Genomic DNA, 22,263 nt, shown 5'->3' on the forward strand with positions numbered 1-22,263 from the left:
ACCAGCTCTTTAAGCTGGTAATACCTCTCTCTTTTCTCCGTTTACAAGAATACTTAACCCTTCTCCACTCACCAGTGTAAAGTTGGTTGCATTATTAGCCACCTCTACTTTTAAAATCTGGCCTCTAAAGTTTACTTTAAAACTGTAACCCTTCCAAGCATTAGGTATTTTAGTATCAAAAGATAAGGTGTCATTCTTTACACGCATCCCTCCAAAGCCTTCTACCACACTCTGCCAGGTACCTGCCATACTCGTGATGTGCAATCCCTCTTCTACCTCCTTATTATAATCATCAAGATCTAAGCGTGATGTGCGTAAGTAAAACTCATATGCTTGATCCATCCTGCCTAATTTTGCGGCTTGTATAGCGTGCACACAAGGTGATAATGAACTCTCGTGTACGGTAAATGGCTCATAAAAATCAAAATGCTTTTCTAATTGCTCCTTAGTAAAGTGGTCTTCAAAAAAGTAGAACCCTTGTAAGGTATCTGCTTGCTTTATATACGGAGAGCGCAGTATGCGGTCCCAAGACCATTTTTGATTAATAGGTCGGTTTGATTTTGGTAAATCTGCTACGGTGATTAATTCCTTATCTAAGAAACCATCTTGCTGTAGGTACACTCCATTTTCTTCTGAGTATGGAAAGTACATCTGCTCTGCCGTAGACCTCCAAGAAAGCATCTCGTCATAAGACAGATGCGTTTTTCCAGAAATACGTGACCAATCTTCTTTGGCAGTATCTCTTAGCAACTCTGCTTGTTCAAAAGCATACTCGAGACACCACTTTGCGATGTAGTTTGTAAACCAGTTATTATTTACATTATTCTCGTACTCGTTAGGACCTGTAACCCCTAGAATCACATAAGCATTCTTAGCCTTAGAAAAAGTCGCCCTCTGTCTCCAGAATCTCGCTACACCTATAATAACTTCTAGCCCCATTTCTGGAATGTAGCTCATATCTCCTGTATAACGCTCGTAGTTATATATAGCATAAACCATAGAGCCGTTACGGTGTATCTCTTCAAAGGTGATTTCCCACTCATTGTGACATTCCTCCCCGTTCATAGTAACCATAGGGTATAGTGCCGCTCCATTTGTAAAACCTAGTTTTTGAGCATTTTCTATAGCCTTATCAAGCTGGTTATACCTATAGGTGAGTAACTGTCGTGCAACACTTTGATCTTTGGTAGCCATATAAAATGGAATACAGTAAGCCTCGGTATCCCAGTAGGTAGAGCCTCCGTATTTTTCACCAGTAAACCCTTTTGGGCCTATATTGAGACGGCTATCTTGCCCCGTGTAGGTTTGATTAAGATGAAAGATATTAAAACGTATACCCTGCTGTGCTTTTGTGTCACCCTCAATTGTGATGTCAGACATCTCCCAGGTTTTTGCCCAGGCTTCTTTTTGAGAAGCTAGTAAAGCATCATATCCTAAGCCTGTTGCTTTATTTAGTACATCTGTTGCTACTGCTACGAGACCACCTTTATTGTGATTAAGGCTACTTACATAACCTCCTATTTTTTGTATGGCAAAGGTTTCTCCTCTGGCAACATCTGTCTCATACTCGTGACCTACGTACGTTGCAGTTTTTTGAGAACGCTTTCGCGAAAGCGTAATCTCATCACCATCTATAAAAAGCTTGTTTTGCATCATCGTACATACGTGAAACTCCGTCTTCATTGTATGTGCGGTGATGAAAGCCATATCATCATTTTCTGAAACTTCTAGCGTGTTCCAAAACTTGTCATCCCAGTTTGAATCTTCATTAGTTATACCGCTATCTAAATACGGCTCATAACTTATTGTAGCGTCTACATTGATAGGTGTCACTTCGTACTTAATTGCACCTACCTCATCCATCTCCATACTTAAAAAACGTGTTGCTTTTACTGCAATCTCAACGTCATTTTGTAGGGTGGCTTTAAAACTTCTGTACAATACACCAGCTTTCATATCAAGCTCACGACGAAAATCTTTTATCTCTTTACAGGTATGTAAATCCAGACTCTCTCCGTTTACTATGACTTTTATACCTATCCAGCTAGGCGCATTGAGCACCTTTGCAAAGTACTCTGGATACCCATTTTTCCACCAGCCTACGCGGGTTTTATCTGGGTAATACACACCTCCTATATAACTTCCTTGAAAGGTCGCGCCACTATAATCTTCTTCAAAATTTGCGCGTTGCCCCATTGCACCATTACCTAGCGCCATAAGACTCTCTGATGATTTTACGTTATTTGGGTTCCATCCATCCTCTATAATGGACCAATCATTTGGAGTGATATAATCTATATGCATATTATGGTAGTCTTACGTATGAGCTTACCTCATACTTGATGATAGTTGTAGTTAGATAAAATTTATGCTTCTATAAGTTCTAGAAGGAAAGCATTACTCATCCCTGTAAAGTCTTTAAAAACATAGTTTGCCTCGTGTAGCACGTCTTGCTCTCCTATACCTATGCTTATCATACCTGCGCTGTTTGCAGCTTGTATACCTGCAATAGAGTCTTCAAAAACGATACAATCTGTACGTTCAATTTTTAAAGCTTCTCCTCCTTTTAAGAATACTTCTGGATCTGGCTTTGCTGCTGTCACATCATTACCATCTACAATCGCCTGAAATTTATCTAATAAATCAAGCTTAGTTAAGATAGGTCGTGCATTTTTACTTGCGCTACCTAGTGCAATACCTTGATTTTTTTCTTCTAGAAAATCGAGTACTCTCACCACATCTGGTAAAATCTCACTGTCATCCATCCCTTTGATGTACTTAAGATACTCTTCATTTTTCTGGATGAGCCACCTGTCTTTTTGTTCTTGAGTTGCATCGTATGAAGCTAGGTCTAGTAGTATCTCTAGCGATCGCACACGACTTACCCCTTTAAAAAGTTCGTTTTGCTCTTCTGTGAAGTCAAAATTCATCTCTTTGGCAAGGTTACGCCAGGCGAGATAGTGAAATTTTGCAGTGTCTACTATAACTCCGTCTAGGTCAAAAAGGAATGCTTTCTTTTTCAATTTTAATATGTTTTCGGTCATCAGAGCTGTTTAGTTATAACTCGATGTGTTTGTATTTAATTTTCGCGAAAGCGTAATAGCACTATTTTACTCTCTTTGTGCTCTCACGCTCTATGAGACTTGTATCTATATATGCGGTAGTATATTGCTCTACCTCTTCTTCTGGTCGCTCTAATTTATTGATAAGTAACTCTGCTGCTTTACGTCCCATCTCTTCTCCGTGCTGGCTTACTGTAGTGAGGCTAGGTACAAAGTGTTGAGATAACTCACCATCTGAGAAGCTCACGATACTCACATCTTCTGGAATGCTTTTGTCTGCCTCCATAATATATTTGGCGGCGGTGACAGCAAAAATCTCATTTATCGTAAATACACCGTCTATGTCCTTCCCTTTTAAGAAATGTTTGATACGTGCCTTTGCCTTATCATTGAGCTCATCTATAGCATCTAGTTTTAAAATGAGGTCTTTATCTACCTCAATTCCGGCAGACTCAAGGGCTTCCATATATCCTTTAGTACGTAACTTTCCTATAGTGATATAATCTTCGGTAGTGATGATGGCTATTTTTTTACAACCTGTTTTAATCAAGTGGTTTACGCCTAGCTTTGCCCCCTCGCGGTCATCTATAAGGACTTTATCACAAGGTATCTCATCTACTATACGGTCAAACATTACAACAGGCATTCCTTGATCAATAGCCTCTGTGAGGTGTCTAAAGTCGTCCTTTTGCATTGTTTCTTTTGATAAAGAAAGGATAAATCCATCTGTACTACCATTTGCGAGTAGCTCCATATTAAGGACCTCTTTATCAAAATCATTATTAGAAAGGGTGATAATCACATTATAATTATGCTCTCTCGCCATTTGCTCAACCCCACGTATTACAGTGGTAAAAAAGTGATGCACTATTTGCGGTATAATAATCCCGATGGTGCGCGTCTTCCTGTTTTTAAGACTTAACGCGATATTATTAGGCTTATAATTATACAGCTTTGCAAAGGCTTTAATCTTCTGGCGTGTGTCTTCACTTATCTCTGCACTATCACGCAGTGCTTTTGAGACAGTAGAGATAGAAACATCAAGTTCTTTGGCAATTAATTTTAAGGTGAGTTTTCTTTTCATAATGGTATCGTAAAAATAGGCTTACTAAAAGCTATAGTACAATTTAAACAAATCCTTTTGGGTACGAAAACGATGTATTCTTAATAAGTTATTATATTTATTATCAAAATGTGAATTTTTGCCCTATTTTAGGATGGTTTAAATAGCATTTAGATCATTTTAAATTAATCTACTTGTTCAATTTATGTCTAAAAACTAGTCAAAAAATGAAGCAGCTTCTTATCATTCTTGCACTTTTTACTCTTATAGGTTGTAAAGAAAAAACAACTCCTGTAAATGAAGTGGCAGTGGTAGAAGACCGCTTTCGCGAAAACTATCGCCCTCAATACCACTTCACTCCTCCCACAATGTGGATGAATGACCCAAACGGGCTTTTATACCACAACGGCACTTATCACTTATTTTACCAGCATTACCCAGAAGACATAGTCTGGGGGCCTATGCACTGGGGTCACGCCACCTCAAAAGATCTTATCTCTTGGGAGCACAAACCCATTGCCTTGTATCCAGATGAGCTAGGTCTTATCTTTTCTGGTAGCGCTGTGATGGATATACACAACACCTCTGGCTTAGGGACAAAAGACAATCCTCCTATGGTTGCTATTTTTACCTATCACCTTATGGAGGGTGAAAAAGCAGGACGCAAAGATTTTCAAACTCAGGGTATAGCTTATAGTCTAGATGAAGGTGAAACCTGGAAAAAATACAGTGGCAACCCTGTTATAAGTAATGACGGAAACATCAAAGATTTTAGAGATCCTAAAGTATTCTGGGATGAAAATACTGAGCAATGGGTGATGACACTTGTCGCTGGCGATCACGCCAAATTTTATAGTAGCCCAAATCTTAAAAACTGGACTCTTATGAGTGAGTTTGGAAAAAATATAGGAGCTCACGGCGGCGTCTGGGAGTGTCCAGACTTGTTTCCGCTCAAAGTTGAGGGAAGCGATGAGACTAAGTGGGTCTTGATTATAAGTATTAATCCTGGCGCGCCAAATGGTGGATCGGGAACTCAGTATTTTGTAGGTGACTTTGACGGGACCACATTTACTACAAACCAAAAGAAAATAAAATGGCTAGACTACGGTACAGATAACTATGCCGGCGTTACCTTTAATGGACTACCAGATACAGAACGTACGTTTATAGGCTGGATGAGCAACTGGAACTATGCCCGTGACACTCCTACAGAAGCGTGGCGAAGTGCAATGACGCTTTCGCGAAAGCTTACTCTTCATAAAAACAACACAAATGGCTTTTACCTTAAAAACTATCCCGTCACCTCTCTAGATGAATATGCCTATGCAACCGTAGTACACGATACGATGAAGAATGGAATGTCTCTCTCTAGTAAAAATTATAATGAGCAACGCTTAGATTTTAAAATACCTGGTAAACTAGATGACTTTAAATTCAACTTTACAAATGTCAATAAGGAATCAGTAAAATTTGGTTATAACAGCAACACAAAGAGCTACTATCTAGACCGGAGAAAATCTGGCATTGTAAGCTTTGAACCATCCTTTGGCGATAAAGTTCACACAGCACCAGCCATTATTGACAGCCCTACTGATGTAGCTTATAGTATTGTAATGGATGCATCATCTATTGAGATTTTTATAGATGGTGGGAGCACTGTATTTACAGATCAAATTTTTCCTACCACACCTTTTACCGCACTCACATTTACAAGTGAGAATGCTACAATCGCAAATTTAAAAGTGAGTAAAATAAAACGAATATGGAAGTAGTGTAGAAGCACGCGACCTCTCATCACCCTAAACAAGGCATATGAAAGAAATTACAAAATGGAGTATTACCGTAGCCCTCGCTGGCTTTTTATTTGGTTTTGACACCGTAGTTATAAGTGGTGCAAACTCACCCATAAAGGAGTTATGGAATTTATCGCCTTTTATGCACGGTACTTTCATAATGAGTATGGCATTATGGGGGACCGTGGCTGGATCTCTACTAGGTGGTTTTCCTACTAAAAAATTAGGACGTAAAAAGACACTCTTCTGGATAGGAATCCTCTTTTTTGTCTCTGCCGTAGGTTGTGCGCTAGCACAAGACCCGTATTCATTTTCGGCTTTTAGATTTATAGGAGGCATTGGTGTGGGAGTCTCATCTGTGGCGGCACCTATTTATATATCTGAGATAAGCTCTGAGTCTAACCGCGGTAAACTGGGAGGTCTCTATCAGTTCTGGCTTGTCTTTGGTATCCTCATTGCCTTTGTGTCAAACTGGCTGCTTAAAGGAGTAGACGGTACAAACGACTGGCGATGGATGCTAGGTGTAGAAGCTATACCTGCACTTATATATACGCTTATGGTGATGAAAGTGCCTAACAGCCCGAGGTGGCTCGTACTACAGAAAAAAGATGATGCAGGCGCAATGCTTGTTTTACAAAAAATATATGAAGGAGCTGAGGCTGCACAGTCTAGATTAGAAGAAATAAAACTAGACTTACAGCAAACTAAAACCTCAGAAAATCTTTTCCAAAAGAAATATTCAAAAGTACTATGGTTAGGTTTCCTTATTGCTTTTTTCAATCAGTTATCTGGTATCAACTTTGTGCTCTATTATGCTCCACAAATATTAGAACAAGCAGGTCTTGGCGGTTCTGAGTCGCTCTTTAACTCTATTGCGATAGGTATTGTAAACCTCATCTTTACATTTATAGGCGTGCGATTACTAGACAAGCTAGGAAGAAAACAACTTATAATAATAGGGTCTGTAGGCTATATTGTAAGCCTTATTATGGTAGGTATTTGTTTCCAGATGCAACTAAGCCCGGCACTCTTACTTACTTTCATATGTACCTTTGTTGCGTCACACGCTATAGGACAAGGTGCTGTTATATGGGTTTTTATCTCAGAAATTTTTCCGAATCGTGTACGCGCTTATGGGCAATCTTGGGGTACGAGCACACACTGGGTTTTTGCAGCCATCATAACGCTCGTAACTCCATTTTTTATAGATGATAAAGAAGGCATAATGAGAGACCATCTTTGGAATATTTATTATTTCTTTGCAGGAATGATGGTACTCCAACTATTATGGGCAATTATTGCTATGCCAGAGACCAAAGGACGTACCCTAGAAGAACTAGAAAAAGAGCTTGTTACAGATGCCTAATACACCACTTAAAATAGCCAGTTACGGCGAGATATTATGGGATGTTTTCCCAGATGAGAAACGACTAGGCGGAGCGCCACTTAACGTTGCGCTACGTTTACACTCCTTTGGGGTAGATGTATCTATGATCTCATCTTTGGGAAATGACGCTTTAGGTAAAGAAGCGCTGGCGCTTATAAAGGAAAAAGGGCTTGACACGGCTCTGATACAACGCAATGACAAAGCTACAGGACAAGTAAAGGTCACCTTAGACAAAGCTAGAAGTGCCTCATATGAGATTGCTCAAGACACGGCTTGGGATGCTATCGCTTGGAATGAAAAAAATGCCGAAGCAGTCACCGCTGCAGATGCTCTTATTATAGGTAGTCTCGCTTTTCGCGAAAGCGGAAATATACTTGATGCTCTTGATGAAGATAGTACTATGGCTGAAACTGCTGTAAATCTTGAAGCTATTGAGGTACTTGCCGAACGATCTAAGTTTACTGTTTTTGACCTTAACCTGCGTGCTCCTCATTATGATCTTGAGATTGTGGCGGGCCTAATGGAAGCGGCAGATATGATAAAGCTTAATGATGAAGAGCTTGAGCTCATCGTGATGGCAATGGGCATAGAGGGTGACACACTAGAGGATGAGTTAAAAATGCTCAGTGCAATGACAGAGACTCCTACAGTTTGTGTAACGCTAGGGTCTGAAGGTGCGATGCTCTATCATAAAGGTGGCATACATACACAAGTAGGTTTTCCTGCAAAGGTGGTAGATACTGTAGGTGCTGGAGACAGCTTTCTGGCAACATTAGTTTTTGGGCTTCTCTCTGGTGAGACTGCCGAAGACGCGCTAGAAGTTGCTTGTGCAGTAGGTAGCCTGGTTGCTGGTAAACCTGGTGCAAACCCTGTAGTTACTAATGATGAGATTAATAATCTATTAAGCTAGAGAATAATTTTATAGCTACTCACCTATTTGATTCTTTTCCCTTGGGTGGTAAAAGATAATCCTTGTTGACCCATAGTAGAGCTCATTACACCCTCAAAAAGCGGCTCTGATGCTCCTGCAGGTGTACTCCACTCAAATATAAAATTAGACCCCGTACCTCCAGTGACATCTTTTTCATCTATCACTATCTCTGTAGTTTCAAGTGGTGATAGGTATATTGCATTATCAAAATAAGAGCGCACTAACTTGCCGTGCGTATCATAATAAGAGGCAGTTGTTATATATATCGTATCTGTATCACTAGTATTACGCAAACTTACCATAGCGGTCAAGTTATGCGTTTTATGCTCTGAGTAACTAAAAATTTGAGAATAGATAGACAGGTACGTCTTACCTACAGCTAGCGTATCACCGGTGGGGATTGTAGCCGTTCTTGCTCCCCAGTTTTCTGGGCTTACAGAACTTACTTGAGGTTGCTCATTGCAGCTTATGACACTTAGTGCCAAAAGCAAAGTGCATAATATATGTACAGCAGTTGTTTTCATAGTACTTAAAAGTACTAATTAAATAATGATTTCTTCACCGTATCGTAGTAGCTATCACTTACTGGTATTCTTTTATCTCCTATAATAAGATCGCGTCCTTTTAAACCCGTGACTTTATTACCATTTACTATAAAAGACCTATGTACTCTTAAAAATGAGGTTGGTAAGGTTTTTATAAGTTTACTTAGTGACTGGTTTGCGATTATCTTTTTACCAGTTTCTAGATGGTAGTTTACATACTCGCTATCACTCTCAATATAGCGCACTTCGTCTGGAACAATTTTATAAAGATCATATCCAGATTTTATGACTAGATGTGAAGACTCTACTGATACTTCTTGTGACGGAAACTTCTCTACTGCACTTAAAAACCTATTAAAGGTAATGGGTTTGAGTAGGTAGTCTAGAGCATTAAGCTCAAAACCCTTTAATGCATACTCAGAGTATGCTGTTGTAAATATCACTTTACTCTTGTTTGTAGCAATGATGCTCGCAAATTCAGTTCCTTTGAGCTCAGGCATTTGTATATCTAAAAATATAAGATCTACAGGATTTTCTTTTATAAATGACAAGGCTTCTATTGGATTTTGAAAAGAACCAATACTATTGAGATAGGTCACCTTTTCTACATAGGTTTCTAGTAGGGTTCTTGCTAGCTCTTCATCATCTATTATTATACAGCTTATGGTGCTCATTGTAAGTTTACTTTTAAAGCTACACTAAAGGTATCAGATTTTTTTATAGTAAGCTTGTGCTTTTGAGGGTATAAAATCTCCAGTCTCTTCTCTACATTTTGTAAACCTATACCACCGGCTCCGTCTGTAACTAGCGGTTTTGAAGGCATACTGTTTTCTATATAAAAGTCTATGTGATTTTCTTTCGCTTTAAGCGAAATAAATACGTAGTTACTACCTCCTAGTTCTATCCCACTATGCTTGAAAGCGTTTTCTATAAAAGGAACAAATAGCATAGGAGCTACTTGTATATTTTCATTTGTGATATCTTGTTCAAAACCTATATTAAACTCTTTACTGCTTTTGAGTTTAAAGAGGGCAATGTAATGTTCTATATACTCCACTTCTTTACCAAGTGATACCTCTGGTCGTTCACAATCATACAGCACATATCGCAACATTTGAGAGAGCGTGCTTATTCCTTCTTGCGTTTTATCTGAGTTTGTAACAGAGAGTGCATAGATATTATTTAGCGCGTTAAAGAGAAAGTGAGGGTTGATTTGCATTTTTAAAAACTTAAGCTCTGCTTCTTTTAGCTCTGCTTGAGCATATGCATAACTCTTTTCTTTTTCTTGAGCATAAATAAATGTCTCTAGTAAAATAGCTGTAACACTTGAGATAGTAAGGACTAGTAAGTGTATAAAAAAACGAGAAGGCAACTTACCAGGAGCTCCACCTTGAAGACCCATAGGTGGCGGTCTTCTAACAGGTGTAGGTGCAAACTCTGATGAGATATAAGCACATAGTATCACTACAGGCACTGTGGCAACAATAAAGTAGAGGTACTTCTTTTTAAACAATAAGCGAGGCACTACATAGTATACTAGACCAAATAAAATCAACACTTGTAATACTAATGCGAGACCGTTGTCTCTTATAAATATATCATCGCGACCGCCAGATATCCAGAGCGTACTCCAGACTCCTAGCCATAATAATACCTGAGAAATATATCTTCCTAATAGATTCATAGCGCAAATAACGTAAATAAAAATTCATACAATCGCTGTTTTGAGGCAATTACAGCTATTGTTTTATCTCATTTATAGATAGTAATACGTCACTCGCAGAAAACCAAAGGCAACTGGCAGAAAACAGCCTATTTGCAATTAACTAATTGCCAACTTTGGAGTCAAATAAGCGTAACACAAAAACAATTATTATGAAAAAGATAAATTTTAAAATGAGCGCACTAGCGATTGTATTTACGCTAGGTATTGTATCTGTTTCTTGTGCTCAAGGGCAAAGAAATAATGATAGAAAAGAGCCGCCTACATTTGCACAATTACTTAAAGATATGGACGCAAATGAAGATAATAAGCTCGACAAGTCAGAAATAAAAGGACCACTTAAAGAGGCTTTTAAAGAAGTAGATACTAACGAAGATGGTTTTATCACAGAAAAGGAGTTCAAAAAAGCTCCAAAACCTAAAAGAAGAGAACCGAGAGGTAAGAAATAGTATATAAATTGTTTGATTGATGTTTGGTTAGGGAGCTCCATAAGAAATTATGGAGTTTCCTTTTTTTCACTTATTCAACAATTAACCATCTGCATTAAAAACCTGCGATACAGCTTTTAGGACCATTCACTTAAAACTAACTAGCATTCACAGAATTTTAAAAAACAGCATAGACAAACACGGTACATTTATAAAACAAACCCTTTAAAAAGCAATTATGAAATCGACCATCAAAAAAAATCTAGCAGCACTTTCACTACTACTAAGTGGTGCAATTGTGATACTTGTAGCTTGTAGTAATGATGATAATAATGACACTACTACAACGACAGATGACGGCGATACAACCGCAGAGCTTCACGCAGCCTTTGCAGAGTTTGATCAAGATAATGTTTCAGTCCTACTAAGCGGTTCTAATGTTATTATAGAGAGTAATGGTTACCCTAACCATACCTCTCCCTACTGGTCTAATACTACAGAGCGTACCGCTACAGATCCTATGGGTAATGTACTCGTAACACCAGCAGCAGATGAGAATCACCCACTCTTTGTAGAGCCCACTCTCACAACTTATGAGATGATGGCACCTGGTAATATAGATGATTTTAATGGTTCATACTCTCTTACCGTTTCTTCATCACCACAACTAGCAAGTACTACCACGGCTACAGGTCTTGGTCCTATAGGTATTGCTGTAAGTGGCGCTATGATTTATGATGATCAAGAAGGCCCTAACGTACCTCTAGATGACGCCGTACCATCCCTAGACTACACAGCAGCACACACGGGTCCACAAAGTTATCACTATCACCTAGAGCCAAAGGCTTTTAGCAACAATGATGACAACCTTATAGGGATTATAAGCGATGGTTTTTTTGTGTATGGTCGTATTTGTTCAAGTACTGGTAGCTATCCAGAAGATCTAGATGCATCTGGTGGGCATACCTCAACCACACAACACACAGATCAAGAGGAGTATCATTACCACATACAAGATGATCTTTATCTTAACCAGTACTACATCATATTTCCTGGAGATTATCAAGGCACCCCAAATGCGATACTATAGCCTAACACTCATAATATGCTTATTGATTATAAGCTGTAACCGTAATACTGAGGCAAAAGTCACAAACTATACACCCTCAGTAAACTCAAAGTTTGAATTAGCCGTCACACTAAACGAGTTAAACCTCCACAAAGGGCTTTTCTATTATAAGGGAGAGCCTTTTACAGGGGTTGCAACAAGCATATATCTTGATGGAACTATCTCTGAGAAGACTGCTTTCGCGAAAGGAAAAAAACACGGCGCTGAAGAAAAATACTTCTCTAATGGGGTTCTGAGTTTTAAAGCAAATTATAATAATGGGATACGTGATGGAAAGGCCAGCACCTGGTGGCATAATGGAAACAAACGATCTATTGCAAATTATGAAAATGGGGTTCCCCACGGCAAGCAATATCAATGGTATACAAGCGGCGTTAAGTTTAAGGTAATTACCCTTGTAAACGGTCAAGAAGAAGGACTACAGCAATCTTGGAGAGAAAACGGAAAAATCTATAACAACTATGAAGCAAAAAATGGAAGAATATTTGGGCTCAAAAGAGCAAATCTCTGCTTTCAGTTGGATGATGAGCAAGTGCAACTTGTGGAGCGCTAGCCTTATCATTATACTAAGCATCATAAGCTGTACAGATACAAACACAACCTCAAGTCGTGTAGAAATCCTCCCGTATTATAACGAAGCCACATTTACTCCATTATGGCTAGATGCATCTTATACCACTAGCGACACCTTACATACAGTACCACCATTTAAATTATATAACCAGTATAATGATACTATCACACAAGATAGCTTTAAAGATAAAATATACGTAGCAGATTTCTTCTTTACATTCTGTACAGGCATATGTCCAAAAATGACAAAAAATATGGCTTCAATTCAGCAAGCCTTTATAGATGATCCAGAAATACTATTAATCTCACACTCTGTAACCCCTCAACACGACACAAGCGAAGTGCTTCAAGACTATGCAAGTCAAAACGGAGTTGCAAAAGATAAATGGCACCTTGTAACAGGGTCAAGAGATGAAATATATGATCTAGGTAGAAATCAATACTTCATAGAGGAAGATTTAGGTCTCAATAAAACCGAAGATGAGTTTCTACATACTGAGAATTTTGTGCTCATAGATAAAGACAAACATATACGAGGTATTTACAATGGTCTCAATAAAACATCTGTACAGCAACTTATAGCAGATATAAACACTTTAAAAAAAGAAAAATAACCCAGCAAAACTATACTTATGAAACATTCTAAAATCTACCTAAGTGCCATTATCATCCTTTGTTTGGGAATGATGAGCTGCACATCTTGTTCTAATGATGACAATTCTAATCAGGATAGCGATAACAATAGTGACGAAATAGTTGTAAATGTGAACCCAGAAAATTTCACAACAAACAGTGTTAACTTAACCATTGTACCCTGCACACTCTCAGATGGCACAAATACAGATTGCTATCAGATTATCACAAACAGTACTCCGTCTGACCACGAGATGGGGCCTTGGTGTCCAGATAACATAGCAGATGGAGCAGACGCGGGAGGGATCTGGTTAGAAAATGGCGAAGTTTATGATGTAGATGGCGCTTTTATAGAAAATATGGCAGCCTTTTATGAAGATGACAACTGGTTAATGTATGATGAAAATGGTGACATATACGTCACAGACACAGAACAAGATTGTATAAATGCAGCAAACCCTGCTGTGGGTGAAGAATATGAAAATTTTTGTGTAGAATGTTTACCTTCTTATATCACAGATATATCTCAAACATACCTAATACCTATAACTCCAGTATTACAAAATACTTCCACACTTTTTGCTACAGGCCCAGGAGGACCTCCTGGACAAAATAGTGCACCGTCTACGCGAGGTATCGCCCTTAACGGAGTTGAATTTTCTGCACCAGCACCAGTAGATAACATTTTAGGAGCTTATACATTAGCCCCATTTGATGATGCGGGAGGTCATATTAATGTACACCAAGGATATCACTATCACGCAGCAACGGGCATTAGCCTAAAAGTAGAACAAGAAGATGGTCACGCCGCACTTATAGGATATGCACTAGATGGACACGGAATCTATGAAAATAAAAATCAAGAAGGAATCGCTGCTTCAGATCTTGATGAGCTTCGCGGTCATACAGATGTCACTAGAGGTTATCACTATCACGTAGATAACGCAGGCAACAACAACTTTATAAATGGTCTCAAAGGGGCTTATGCAAACTAAATTTAGAATTATGAAAAAGTTTCTTCTTTCGGCTCTAGTGATTTTTATAACATCAGTGAGTTTTGCTCATCAAACAGAGGCCTCCACGATTATCTTAGCAGAAAAGCAAAATGATGTCTGGGTATTACAAATTAATGCTTCTCTCACTGCATTTCAGCAAGAAATAAAGCAAGCATATGCCAGCACTCCATATAAGACCCCAGAGGAGTTTAGAGAAATGGTTTTAAATCATATTGCACAGAATCTTAACCTAAGTTTTAATGAGAATCAAAATTACATCCTTACTAATGGTAAAGTGCAACTAGGTCACGAGACAAAGGTATTATTTACGTTAACTAAGGTGCCTTCTCATCTTGAGACTATAGACTTAACTAACACGCTATTTAAGAATATACATAACAGTAAGAGTGCCCTACTTATACTTAAAGAAGACTTTAAAAAAACAAAGTTTATACTTAATAAGGATAATAATTACTCGCTATCACTTTCGGTAACTGAAGATGAGTTTATAGATATAAATATTCAGAAAGCTTCGATGGGACAGGTATCATTCCTCTCTATACTTGGCATCGTTATAGCTATAGCTTTCCTAAGCAAGAAAGTATATAAACGCATTTAGACCTAAGGATAAAAAAGCGATATTAATAAGAAATCCTCTTAGTATAAAACCAAGAGGATTTCTTTATTGTATAAATATGACGCATCAATTCTATCCTCTCACTTGAGAAAACACATAAAGCATTTCTGTTGCAATTTGTGTACTACGCTCTAGGTATTTTTCCTTTTGCTGTGGAGTGCCGTCATATACCTTAGGATCTTCAAATGTAATAGGCACACGCTTTTCTGCACCGGCTACAAAGGGACATCCACCATCTGCTTGCGAGCAGGTCATTATTGCTGCAAAGCCTGCACTGGGGTTAAAAGTATCATCCAGCTTTTTTGAAAACCCTATAACAGGATGCTCATTTTCTGCAAACTTTATTGTGTAAACAGGGTTATCACCACTAGAAATAGTCTTTACTAAAAAACCTGTGTTTTCTAATGTTGTGGCAACTACCGGAAAAAGAGCTGTACGCTCCGTTCCGCCAGAATAACTATATACCTTCCCTACCTCAAAATAGTAAGCCATAACCTGTGCCCACACTTGAGCGAGATGACTTCTTCTAGAGTTATGTGTACATATAAAATTGAGTCTTATAATCTCCTGCTGCCTGTGCTTTTCTTTAACAAACGCTACTAACGGTTCAAGGGTCTCCTTGCGCTCTTCTGTAATACTATGTATATCTAACCCCTCTATAAAATCATTAATCTTTGGATATAGTGTTGACGCTGTTGTGGTCATATAGGTTTCTTTATAAAATGTGATTAACAACACGTACTATTAGGCCCACAGCAAGAAGAGCTTGTCTCTGCGACAGTCTCAACAGCTGGTTCTACGCCAGGTATACCGCATTGATCTTTTGCTAGACAATCTGTTTGTTTAGAGGTAAGTAAAAAACTTGACCCATTAAAATCAAGTCCATATTTACCTATGGTGCTCGCTTGATACTCTACTTCTATCTCTAGATCTTCTATACCTAATATCTTTTCAGAAAGCTCAATAATATTTACCAGCTTTTCTGGATGTAGTCTATGGTCATAATCATCTGCATTCCATAGTTGAAAGTTTACTACTTCCTCTTTTCGCACGGTACCACCGCAGTCTATAAAGTGCTTTGACACCTTACCTACCTCAGTCACGTGAAAATGACTTGGCACTAATTCTCCACTTGGTAGTTGGAAAGAAATTGTCTCCAACCCATTAAGTACATTTTTTACTTCTGACAGTTTCATAATTCTATTTGTTTATTGCGATTATACGATTAATGAGAATAATTTTTTTTAGCAACAATCTGTTGCGACAATATCTTGATCTAAAAATTGCTGCATTACTTCTTTCATACGTGTCCAATTTTCTGAATTGATACAGTAGCAAACACTCGTACCCTCTACATTACCTTTTATTAAACCTAAATTTTTGAGCTCCTTAAGGTGTTGTGAGATGGTAGGTTGTGCAAGACCTATTTCATTTACAAGGTCGCCACATACACAACTATTTATTTTAAATAAATGCTGCAATATCGCTACACGAGCAGGGTGACCAAATACTTTTGAAAAAAGTGAAATCTGGTTTTGCTCATCTGTAAACATTTCGGTTTTTGTTAATCCCATCTTATTATATTATTTGATTGCAATATTACGATTAATAAATAATACATACTCATTATACTAAGTTAAAATTCCTTTTAGTGTAAAATTTAATTATGGCTTCAAGAAAACAACAAACTCAAATTAAACAATTATAGTAGGTAATAATTTGCAATAGCGTAAAATTTACGCCAAAATATTGCGAGTCTTATAATTATATCTATATTTGAGATACATAACTGGTAAACCAATTTGGAAAACCAGTTTAAAAAATTTAAATGCAAACAGTAATCACCCTACAATGTATGCTACGATCTACACAATATAGGTTTATTATTATCCTCTTATTATGTGTAGCTAGTATATCTTGCTCGTCTACAGATGAGGGAGATGATGCCCCTTTTACACCTACACCACAAGTAGAAGACACACAAGGCACTACAGATGGTGAGACAGATACTAGCCAGTATGCCTCAATAGATTTTTCTAACTGGAAAGTGACACTACCTGTTGATGAAAATAATAACGGAAGCCCAGACGAATATCAACCAGCACAACTAGTTAATTTTGGGTATCAAAGCATAGAGGCAATTACACCATTTATGTATGACGACATTGAGGACACCTCACTCGTTTTTCACGTATATCCATCTTCATCTACAGCAAACAGTAGTTATTCTAGAACAGAGTTAAGAGAACTCATCAACCCTTCTAACTCGAGAGAAAATTGGACTCTTGCGCAAGGAGGCATACTCTCTGGTAATCTTAAAATGGAAGACATATCTCAAGATGGTAACTCAAGTAACGACTATCATCGCACTATCGTAATGCAAATACACGGTATTATATCTGAAGAAGATATGGAGACCCACGACTTTAGTTCTAATAACGGGCCACCTCTCTTAAAAATGTATTGGAAAGACGGTTATATCTGGTCTCATAAAAAATCACTAGTAGATGAGTCTACAGAGGGTGATGCATTACTAGACACCTCAAGCGATACTTGGGAAGACATAAAAGACAATATGGGTTATGTGGGGTTTGAACCTTTTAGTTTGAGCATTACAGCTAGTGACGCCCGTTTAGAAATACAGCTCAACGATCAAAGTCCATTAATCTATGAGGACGTGAGTCTAGAGAAATGGCCTTTTGAAAACTACTTTAAAGCAGGTAATTATTTAACCAGTACAGACGCACAGGCATTTGCCACGCTTAAGTACTATAATATAGAGGTTACACATTAATAGTACGCTTTCGCGAAAGCGCTCTTAAAACATCAACAATCACATTATGTATAAACATCTCATACTTCTTTGCTCACTCGTACTTTTAAGCGCCTGTAAAGAGGCAGCACTAGACGCAAGTCAGACCGTTGCTACCATAGACGAGCTCAACACAGCTATTAAAAATGCAGAACCCGGAGATCATATTGTGCTTAAAAACGGTGTTTGGACAGATGCTGCCATAAAATTTTATGGTAAGGGTACAGAAGCAAACCCCATATCTCTTACAGCCGAAACTCCAGGTGAGGTTATCTTAGAGGGTAACTCTTCACTCAAGCTGGGCGGGTCGTACTTGCACGTGAGCGGTTTACATTTTAAAAACGGATTTACGACAGAAAAAGCTGTAATAAGATATAAAATAGATGATTCAAAAATTGCTTACCACTCTAGAGTGACAGACTGTGTGATAGAAGATTTTACAAACCCAGATCGAGATAGTAAAAACCACTGGATAGAACTGTGGGGGCAACATAACAGCTTTGACCATAACTACATCACTGGTAAAACAAACCAAGGTCCTACCCTGCGTGTTATGCTTAAGGGTAATGAAAATGTAAATACCTATCACCAGATTAAAGACAACCATTTTGGACCACGCCCTAGAAAAGGAGGTCCACGTGCAGAGACGCTGCAACTGGGAGACAGCTATACCTCTATGACACCAGGGTATGTAAATGTAGAGCACAATTATTTTGAACGTTGTAATGGTGAGGTAGAGATTATCTCTAGTAAGAGTAACTACAATACATTTAAAAACAATGTGTTTTTTGAATCTGAGGGTTCACTGGTATTAAGACACGGTAATTATGCTACTATAGATGGAAACGTATTTATAGGTAATGAAAATTCAGAATTTATAGGTGGTATACGTGTTATAAACACGGGCCACTGGATTGTAAACAACTACTTCTATAACTTAAAAGGAAACGAGTTTAGAGCACCGCTTGCCGTGATGAATGGTATCCCAAAATCTCCACTTAATCGTTATAACCAAGTGACAGATGTTGTGGTTGCACATAACTCTTTTATAAACTCAAAGACGCCTTGGCATTTTGGTGTAGGGGCAAATTTAAGTCAGGCAGAGGTATTACCCGCTTCAGAGATTAGATCTGCAAGAGCAGAGCGTATGGTGGTAGCAAATAATCTTATATACACAGATGCGCCCACTGCGAGTGTTGTAAAAACATATGACTCTATAACAGGAGTGACTTTTAAGAGCAACTTTATAAATGTAAAAAACACGAGCGATTATAAGACAGATGGTATTATTACAAAAACACTAGACCTATCACAAGGTGACAACTTATTTTCTGTACCTCAAGGAGCGCAAAATGAACTTTACAACGGTTTTGATTTTGACCGTATAGATCAAGATTTATTAGGCAATAGCCGTGATAAGTCTAACCGTGCCGGAGCTATTGTTTCGGTATCAAGTAATCATAAAGAATTGCTAGATATCTCAAACTACGGGACCTCTTGGTTTAACACCAGACCTGCGCAAAACAGCCCAGAAACAATAACAGTTTCGACTGAAGCAGAACTTGCAAAAGCTATAAAAAATGCTAGCCAAGGCACTACCATAAATATAGCACCTGGCACTTATGAGGTGGATGGTAATTACGCTTTCGCGAAAGCGGTAACCCTACAATCTACAGCAACGACTAACAGACCCGTGATTACTTTTAAAAACGCTACCAAAGGTTTTGAACTACAACCCAGAGCAAAGCTTAAGCTATCAAACATTATACTTAAGGGTGATAAGGGTACAGACGCGTTTGCAACCCTAGAAAAAGGGATGGGCCAGGCATATGAATTATGGCTAGATAATGTTGAGATAGATGGTTTTAAAAGTGTGTTAGAAACTAGTAAAGCGTCGTTTGCAGATACAATCTCAATTAAAAATAGCACCATAAAAAACACTTCAAGAGGTATCCAACTTAATAAGGAAACTAATGACAAAGGAGATTATAACGCGGCTTTTGTTTTTGTAGAGGATAACAACTTTACAAACGTAGGGATGAATGTGCTAGACTACTACCGTGGTGGTTATGATGAGTCTACTATAGGCGGTAGCCTTGTCGTGCGTGGCAATACATTTACACAATGTGGCGCTCAAGAGAAGAGTAATATTTTATTAAAAACAAGAGGGATCGTAAACGTAACTCTTGCCGAAAATACCTTTACAAATAACCCTATAAAAACCATTGCAGTACTTTGGGGTGAAAAAGGACAAGAACCTGTGGATAATAAGATTTCAAACTCTGGAGAGATTAAAGTGGTGCAAAACTTAAAACTTAAGTTAGTTTACTAATGTTGCAGCGTTTTAAAAAATATGGGGTCCAGCTATGCTTTTTATTACTTACCCTATCAGGATATGCACAGCATATTCCTTCTGAGCGGGTAATTGCTATAGATGATATACTCCCATATCTCAAAACTAGTGTACAAAAAGATCTAGGAGAAGTTTCTCAGACTGGTCTCGCCCTACATTTTAGAACTGTTTTTGCCTCTCGTTATTTTTATGACTGGCACGAGACAGACACGCGTTTTGAAGAGTACAAACGTCTTTACCCAAAGATGGAGACATATCACACGGCTAGAGCTCAAGATCACCTAGATAAATTTGATGATAGCACGTTTTGGAAATTACCTTTTAACTATAAAAATGGAACTCCTATTAATGCATATGGTTTAAGACACCTTGCTAGGCAACATAAAATGGTAGACATTGCTTTTTTATACCGCTATGAGAATAAAAACCCATCTTACATAGACTATTATACATCGCAACTAGCATCTCTTAATAATGCTTTAATTACTAGTAGTTTTGAAACCATAAATGATGGTAATGGCGTGTATGAATCTTTTAGATCTGGTTATCGCATTTTAAACTGGCTTCAAATACATAATGGATATCTGGGAGAAGCAGCATACACAGACAAAAATCAACTTACTACTATAGCCACACTACTTCAACACGCAGCACATTTATATAAAAACAATAAAGAGTTTAAACCTGGCAATCACCAGACCAGAGGTCTCTCTGCACTGGCTATGCTTGCTATAATATTAAATGACTTTAAAGATGCAGATGTGTGGTATACACACGCTATGTCTCTTCTAGAAGAGCATCTTAAAAGAGAGATTAATGAAGATGGGTTTCAGTTTGAACGTACGATACATTACCACCAGAGCGATATAGACAACTATTTTTATGTGTACCAATTGGCTCAAAAAAGTAATATGCCAGTAAGTGCACTATGGGAAGACAAGCTTAAATCATTATTTACAACGCTCACTAAAGTTGCTTATCCAGACGGAAGCGCTCCTGTACTATCTGATGATACAGATACGCCTTGGGCAGAAAAAAATGACATCTCGGGGACGCTTACACTAGGCTACCTATTATTTGATGATCCAGCAATGGGACATTTTGCAAAGCAAGCAGTACAACCTAAGTATTTATGGTACCTAAGCCGTAATCAACTAGAAGGATTAAAATCTATAAAAGCAACACCACCAGAAACAAAGTCATATGCTTTTACAGACACAGGTTATTATATAATGAGGGAAGGCTGGAAGACTAGTGATAAAATGCTCATAATATCTGCAGGTTTAGATAAAGACAAGCCAGACCACCAGCACGGAGATATGCTAGGTATACAAGCAATGGCAAATGAGCACGTAGTTTTACCTAATTACCAAGTACGCTACTCACTAGATGACCTAGAACTATTTAAAAATAGTGAAGTAAAAAATGTTGCACTTGTAGACAATATACTTCAAGGTAAAGACTACACATCTAATAAAGGAGGAAGTGGTTTTGGTAAATTTAAAAGTCTTCCAGAACCTAAGGTGCTGGGATGGCTTTCTAACGAATCTATAGATCTTTTTATAGGCAGCCACGATGGCTTTGAGGAAAAAGGGGTTACATACACAAGACAAGTAATCTCTGTAGAAAATGATTTTTGGATTGTGAAAGACAACTTTTACGCTAAAGAAGCACATATCTATAAGCAACAATGGCAAGGTCACTACACCACAGAAAATGGAGCTGAACTCTTACGTTCTAATTTTTCTAACGGAAGCGGTCTAGATATTTACCAACTCAATAAGGTTGATCGTGTAACTACTTCTGGAAAAAGAGGAAAACAATGGTCTACCATTTCTAAAGAAGGAGAAGCATCACATAGTTTTATTACTGTACTTTATCCTTATAGCACTTATGACACCCGCATACTTGAGACTGATAAAAACCCATCTTTAAAAGGGTGGTCACTTCATAATGGCAGTATAAAAATACTATCTAAAGGAAACACCTCCATTTATTTTAATATTTCAAAAGCGATTATTGACACAATAAATATTGAAATTCCAGAAGGGGCAGATATAATGACTCAAGTAAACAATCAAGAATTAACCATCACACTACTAAGTGGCAAAAAAGTAGCGATTATTGTCACTCAAGATGGTATTGATACAAACTACACATTACAACCTGCAACAGAGGTAACTTATAAGATAAAGTAAC

The 22,263-nt window shown here is 38.0% G+C and carries 21 protein-coding genes; 12 read left to right on the forward strand and 9 right to left on the reverse strand.

The window, feature by feature from the left end:
- Window positions 1-9: 9 nt before the first annotated feature.
- From ACJJVM_RS06225 to ACJJVM_RS06235, 3 genes are all read right to left on the reverse strand, one after another.
- Entirely contained in the window at window positions 10-2,304 is a 2,295-nt protein-coding gene (locus tag ACJJVM_RS06225; protein ID WP_405211118.1) for a glycoside hydrolase family 65 protein, read from the reverse strand.
- 62 nt (window positions 2,305-2,366) lie between these two features.
- On the reverse strand, window positions 2,367-3,023 hold the full coding sequence (gene pgmB / locus ACJJVM_RS06230; RefSeq protein WP_298352780.1) for a beta-phosphoglucomutase: 657 nt from the start codon (window positions 3,021-3,023) through the stop codon (window positions 2,367-2,369).
- An 82-nt stretch (window positions 3,024-3,105) separates the two neighbouring features.
- A complete protein-coding gene (locus ACJJVM_RS06235) occupies window positions 3,106-4,146 on the reverse strand; it encodes a LacI family DNA-binding transcriptional regulator (protein WP_298352777.1) in 1,041 nt (346 codons plus the stop codon).
- Between the two features lie 206 nt (window positions 4,147-4,352).
- On the opposite strand from ACJJVM_RS06235, the gene ACJJVM_RS06240 reads away from it, so the two are divergent.
- The 3 genes from ACJJVM_RS06240 to ACJJVM_RS06250 are packed head-to-tail and all read left to right on the forward strand — an operon-like array spanning window position 4,353 to window position 8,215.
- Window positions 4,353-5,897: a glycoside hydrolase family 32 protein gene (locus tag ACJJVM_RS06240; protein WP_405211119.1), complete on the forward strand. Its 1,545-nt coding sequence runs from the start codon at window positions 4,353-4,355 to the stop codon at window positions 5,895-5,897.
- A gap of 40 nt (window positions 5,898-5,937) precedes the next feature.
- On the forward strand, window positions 5,938-7,284 hold the full coding sequence (locus tag ACJJVM_RS06245) for a sugar porter family MFS transporter (RefSeq protein WP_405211120.1): 1,347 nt from the start codon (window positions 5,938-5,940) through the stop codon (window positions 7,282-7,284).
- Entirely contained in the window at window positions 7,277-8,215 is a 939-nt protein-coding gene (locus tag ACJJVM_RS06250) for a carbohydrate kinase (RefSeq protein WP_405211121.1), read from the forward strand. The genes ACJJVM_RS06245 and ACJJVM_RS06250 overlap by 8 nt, the downstream gene beginning before the upstream one ends.
- Before the next feature lie 23 nt (window positions 8,216-8,238).
- On the opposite strand, the gene ACJJVM_RS06255 is transcribed toward ACJJVM_RS06250, so the two are convergent.
- The 3 genes from ACJJVM_RS06255 to ACJJVM_RS06265 are packed head-to-tail and all read right to left on the reverse strand — an operon-like array spanning window position 8,239 to window position 10,465.
- Complete coding sequence (locus ACJJVM_RS06255; protein WP_405211122.1) at window positions 8,239-8,760, reverse strand: DUF3124 domain-containing protein; 522 nt, start codon at window positions 8,758-8,760, stop codon at window positions 8,239-8,241.
- Between the two features lie 14 nt (window positions 8,761-8,774).
- The gene (locus ACJJVM_RS06260) at window positions 8,775-9,455 is read right to left on the reverse strand and encodes a LytR/AlgR family response regulator transcription factor (protein ID WP_405211123.1); all 681 of its coding nucleotides are present in this window, start codon (window positions 9,453-9,455) and stop codon (window positions 8,775-8,777) included.
- Complete coding sequence (locus ACJJVM_RS06265) at window positions 9,452-10,465, reverse strand: sensor histidine kinase (RefSeq protein WP_405211124.1); 1,014 nt, start codon at window positions 10,463-10,465, stop codon at window positions 9,452-9,454. The genes ACJJVM_RS06260 and ACJJVM_RS06265 overlap by 4 nt, the downstream gene beginning before the upstream one ends.
- A gap of 191 nt (window positions 10,466-10,656) precedes the next feature.
- On the opposite strand from ACJJVM_RS06265, the gene ACJJVM_RS06270 reads away from it, so the two are divergent.
- The 6 genes from ACJJVM_RS06270 (at window position 10,657) to ACJJVM_RS06295 (ending at window position 14,881) form a co-directional block, all read left to right on the forward strand.
- The gene (locus ACJJVM_RS06270; RefSeq protein WP_035326904.1) at window positions 10,657-10,953 is read left to right on the forward strand and encodes a hypothetical protein; all 297 of its coding nucleotides are present in this window, start codon (window positions 10,657-10,659) and stop codon (window positions 10,951-10,953) included.
- A gap of 217 nt (window positions 10,954-11,170) precedes the next feature.
- Window positions 11,171-12,022 carry a YHYH protein gene (locus ACJJVM_RS06275; protein ID WP_405211125.1) on the forward strand — a complete coding sequence of 284 codons (852 nt, stop codon included), beginning with the start codon at window positions 11,171-11,173 and terminating at the stop codon, window positions 12,020-12,022.
- Window positions 12,009-12,614, forward strand: a complete 606-nt coding sequence (locus ACJJVM_RS06280) for a toxin-antitoxin system YwqK family antitoxin (protein ID WP_405211126.1) — start codon at window positions 12,009-12,011, stop codon at window positions 12,612-12,614. Before ACJJVM_RS06275 ends, ACJJVM_RS06280 begins: the two co-directional genes overlap by 14 nt.
- Window positions 12,535-13,248: an SCO family protein gene (locus tag ACJJVM_RS06285; RefSeq protein ID WP_405211127.1), complete on the forward strand. Its 714-nt coding sequence runs from the start codon at window positions 12,535-12,537 to the stop codon at window positions 13,246-13,248. Before ACJJVM_RS06280 ends, ACJJVM_RS06285 begins: the two co-directional genes overlap by 80 nt.
- Before the next feature lie 18 nt (window positions 13,249-13,266).
- Window positions 13,267-14,262, forward strand: a complete 996-nt coding sequence (locus ACJJVM_RS06290) for a YHYH protein (RefSeq protein WP_405211128.1) — start codon at window positions 13,267-13,269, stop codon at window positions 14,260-14,262.
- 10 nt (window positions 14,263-14,272) lie between these two features.
- Window positions 14,273-14,881 carry a hypothetical protein gene (locus ACJJVM_RS06295; RefSeq protein WP_405211129.1) on the forward strand — a complete coding sequence of 203 codons (609 nt, stop codon included), beginning with the start codon at window positions 14,273-14,275 and terminating at the stop codon, window positions 14,879-14,881.
- Window positions 14,882-14,971: 90 nt separating this feature from the next.
- Here the strand turns inward: ACJJVM_RS06295 and ACJJVM_RS06300 are convergent, their stop codons facing one another.
- Genes ACJJVM_RS06300 through ACJJVM_RS06310 form a run of 3 tightly spaced genes read right to left on the reverse strand, consistent with a single transcriptional unit; the run spans window position 14,972 to window position 16,473 of the window.
- Window positions 14,972-15,604, reverse strand: coding sequence for a low molecular weight phosphatase family protein (locus ACJJVM_RS06300; protein ID WP_405211130.1), 633 nt, complete (start codon window positions 15,602-15,604; stop codon window positions 14,972-14,974).
- Window positions 15,605-15,627: 23 nt separating this feature from the next.
- Window positions 15,628-16,095 (reverse strand): DUF6428 family protein, encoded by a 468-nt coding sequence (locus ACJJVM_RS06305; RefSeq protein ID WP_405211131.1) that lies wholly within the window; start codon window positions 16,093-16,095, stop codon window positions 15,628-15,630.
- A 48-nt stretch (window positions 16,096-16,143) separates the two neighbouring features.
- Window positions 16,144-16,473: a helix-turn-helix transcriptional regulator gene (locus tag ACJJVM_RS06310; protein WP_298352728.1), complete on the reverse strand. Its 330-nt coding sequence runs from the start codon at window positions 16,471-16,473 to the stop codon at window positions 16,144-16,146.
- 254 nt (window positions 16,474-16,727) lie between these two features.
- Between ACJJVM_RS06310 and ACJJVM_RS06315 the strand changes: the two genes are divergently transcribed.
- From ACJJVM_RS06315 to ACJJVM_RS06325, 3 genes are read left to right on the forward strand one after another with little or no spacing between them, the layout of a single operon-like run.
- Complete coding sequence (locus ACJJVM_RS06315) at window positions 16,728-17,693, forward strand: polysaccharide lyase family 7 protein (RefSeq protein ID WP_405211132.1); 966 nt, start codon at window positions 16,728-16,730, stop codon at window positions 17,691-17,693.
- Window positions 17,694-17,739: 46 nt separating this feature from the next.
- Entirely contained in the window at window positions 17,740-20,043 is a 2,304-nt protein-coding gene (locus ACJJVM_RS06320) for a chondroitinase-B domain-containing protein (protein WP_405211133.1), read from the forward strand.
- Window positions 20,043-22,262 (forward strand): heparinase II/III family protein, encoded by a 2,220-nt coding sequence (locus ACJJVM_RS06325; protein WP_405211134.1) that lies wholly within the window; start codon window positions 20,043-20,045, stop codon window positions 22,260-22,262. Before ACJJVM_RS06320 ends, ACJJVM_RS06325 begins: the two co-directional genes overlap by 1 nt.
- The last annotated feature ends 1 nt before the right edge of the window (window position 22,263 follow it).

It is taken from the genome of Dokdonia sp. Asnod2-E02 (genome assembly GCF_045063915.1).
Lineage (GTDB): Bacteria > Bacteroidota > Bacteroidia > Flavobacteriales > Flavobacteriaceae > Dokdonia.

Excerpts from the sequence above, each read along its gene's own strand:
- ACJJVM_RS06225 (WP_405211118.1), bottom strand. The coding sequence starts at position 2,304 with ATGCATATAGATTATATCACTCCAAATGATTGGTCCATTATAGAGGAT.
- ACJJVM_RS06235 (WP_298352777.1), bottom strand. The coding sequence starts at position 4,146 with ATGAAAAGAAAACTCACCTTAAAATTAATTGCCAAAGAACTTGATGTT.
- ACJJVM_RS06240 (WP_405211119.1), top strand. The coding sequence starts at position 4,353 with ATGAAGCAGCTTCTTATCATTCTTGCACTTTTTACTCTTATAGGTTGT.
- ACJJVM_RS06245 (WP_405211120.1), top strand. The coding sequence starts at position 5,938 with ATGAAAGAAATTACAAAATGGAGTATTACCGTAGCCCTCGCTGGCTTT.
- ACJJVM_RS06250 (WP_405211121.1), top strand. The coding sequence starts at position 7,277 with ATGCCTAATACACCACTTAAAATAGCCAGTTACGGCGAGATATTATGG.
- ACJJVM_RS06255 (WP_405211122.1), bottom strand. The coding sequence starts at position 8,760 with ATGAAAACAACTGCTGTACATATATTATGCACTTTGCTTTTGGCACTA.
- ACJJVM_RS06260 (WP_405211123.1), bottom strand. The coding sequence starts at position 9,455 with ATGAGCACCATAAGCTGTATAATAATAGATGATGAAGAGCTAGCAAGA.
- ACJJVM_RS06265 (WP_405211124.1), bottom strand. The coding sequence starts at position 10,465 with ATGAATCTATTAGGAAGATATATTTCTCAGGTATTATTATGGCTAGGA.
- ACJJVM_RS06270 (WP_035326904.1), top strand. The coding sequence starts at position 10,657 with ATGAAAAAGATAAATTTTAAAATGAGCGCACTAGCGATTGTATTTACG.
- ACJJVM_RS06275 (WP_405211125.1), top strand. The coding sequence starts at position 11,171 with ATGAAATCGACCATCAAAAAAAATCTAGCAGCACTTTCACTACTACTA.
- ACJJVM_RS06280 (WP_405211126.1), top strand. The coding sequence starts at position 12,009 with ATGCGATACTATAGCCTAACACTCATAATATGCTTATTGATTATAAGC.
- ACJJVM_RS06285 (WP_405211127.1), top strand. The coding sequence starts at position 12,535 with ATGGAAGAATATTTGGGCTCAAAAGAGCAAATCTCTGCTTTCAGTTGG.
- ACJJVM_RS06290 (WP_405211128.1), top strand. The coding sequence starts at position 13,267 with ATGAAACATTCTAAAATCTACCTAAGTGCCATTATCATCCTTTGTTTG.
- ACJJVM_RS06295 (WP_405211129.1), top strand. The coding sequence starts at position 14,273 with ATGAAAAAGTTTCTTCTTTCGGCTCTAGTGATTTTTATAACATCAGTG.
- ACJJVM_RS06300 (WP_405211130.1), bottom strand. The coding sequence starts at position 15,604 with ATGACCACAACAGCGTCAACACTATATCCAAAGATTAATGATTTTATA.
- ACJJVM_RS06305 (WP_405211131.1), bottom strand. The coding sequence starts at position 16,095 with ATGAAACTGTCAGAAGTAAAAAATGTACTTAATGGGTTGGAGACAATT.
- ACJJVM_RS06310 (WP_298352728.1), bottom strand. The coding sequence starts at position 16,473 with ATGGGATTAACAAAAACCGAAATGTTTACAGATGAGCAAAACCAGATT.
- ACJJVM_RS06315 (WP_405211132.1), top strand. The coding sequence starts at position 16,728 with ATGCAAACAGTAATCACCCTACAATGTATGCTACGATCTACACAATAT.
- ACJJVM_RS06320 (WP_405211133.1), top strand. The coding sequence starts at position 17,740 with ATGTATAAACATCTCATACTTCTTTGCTCACTCGTACTTTTAAGCGCC.
- ACJJVM_RS06325 (WP_405211134.1), top strand. The coding sequence starts at position 20,043 with ATGTTGCAGCGTTTTAAAAAATATGGGGTCCAGCTATGCTTTTTATTA.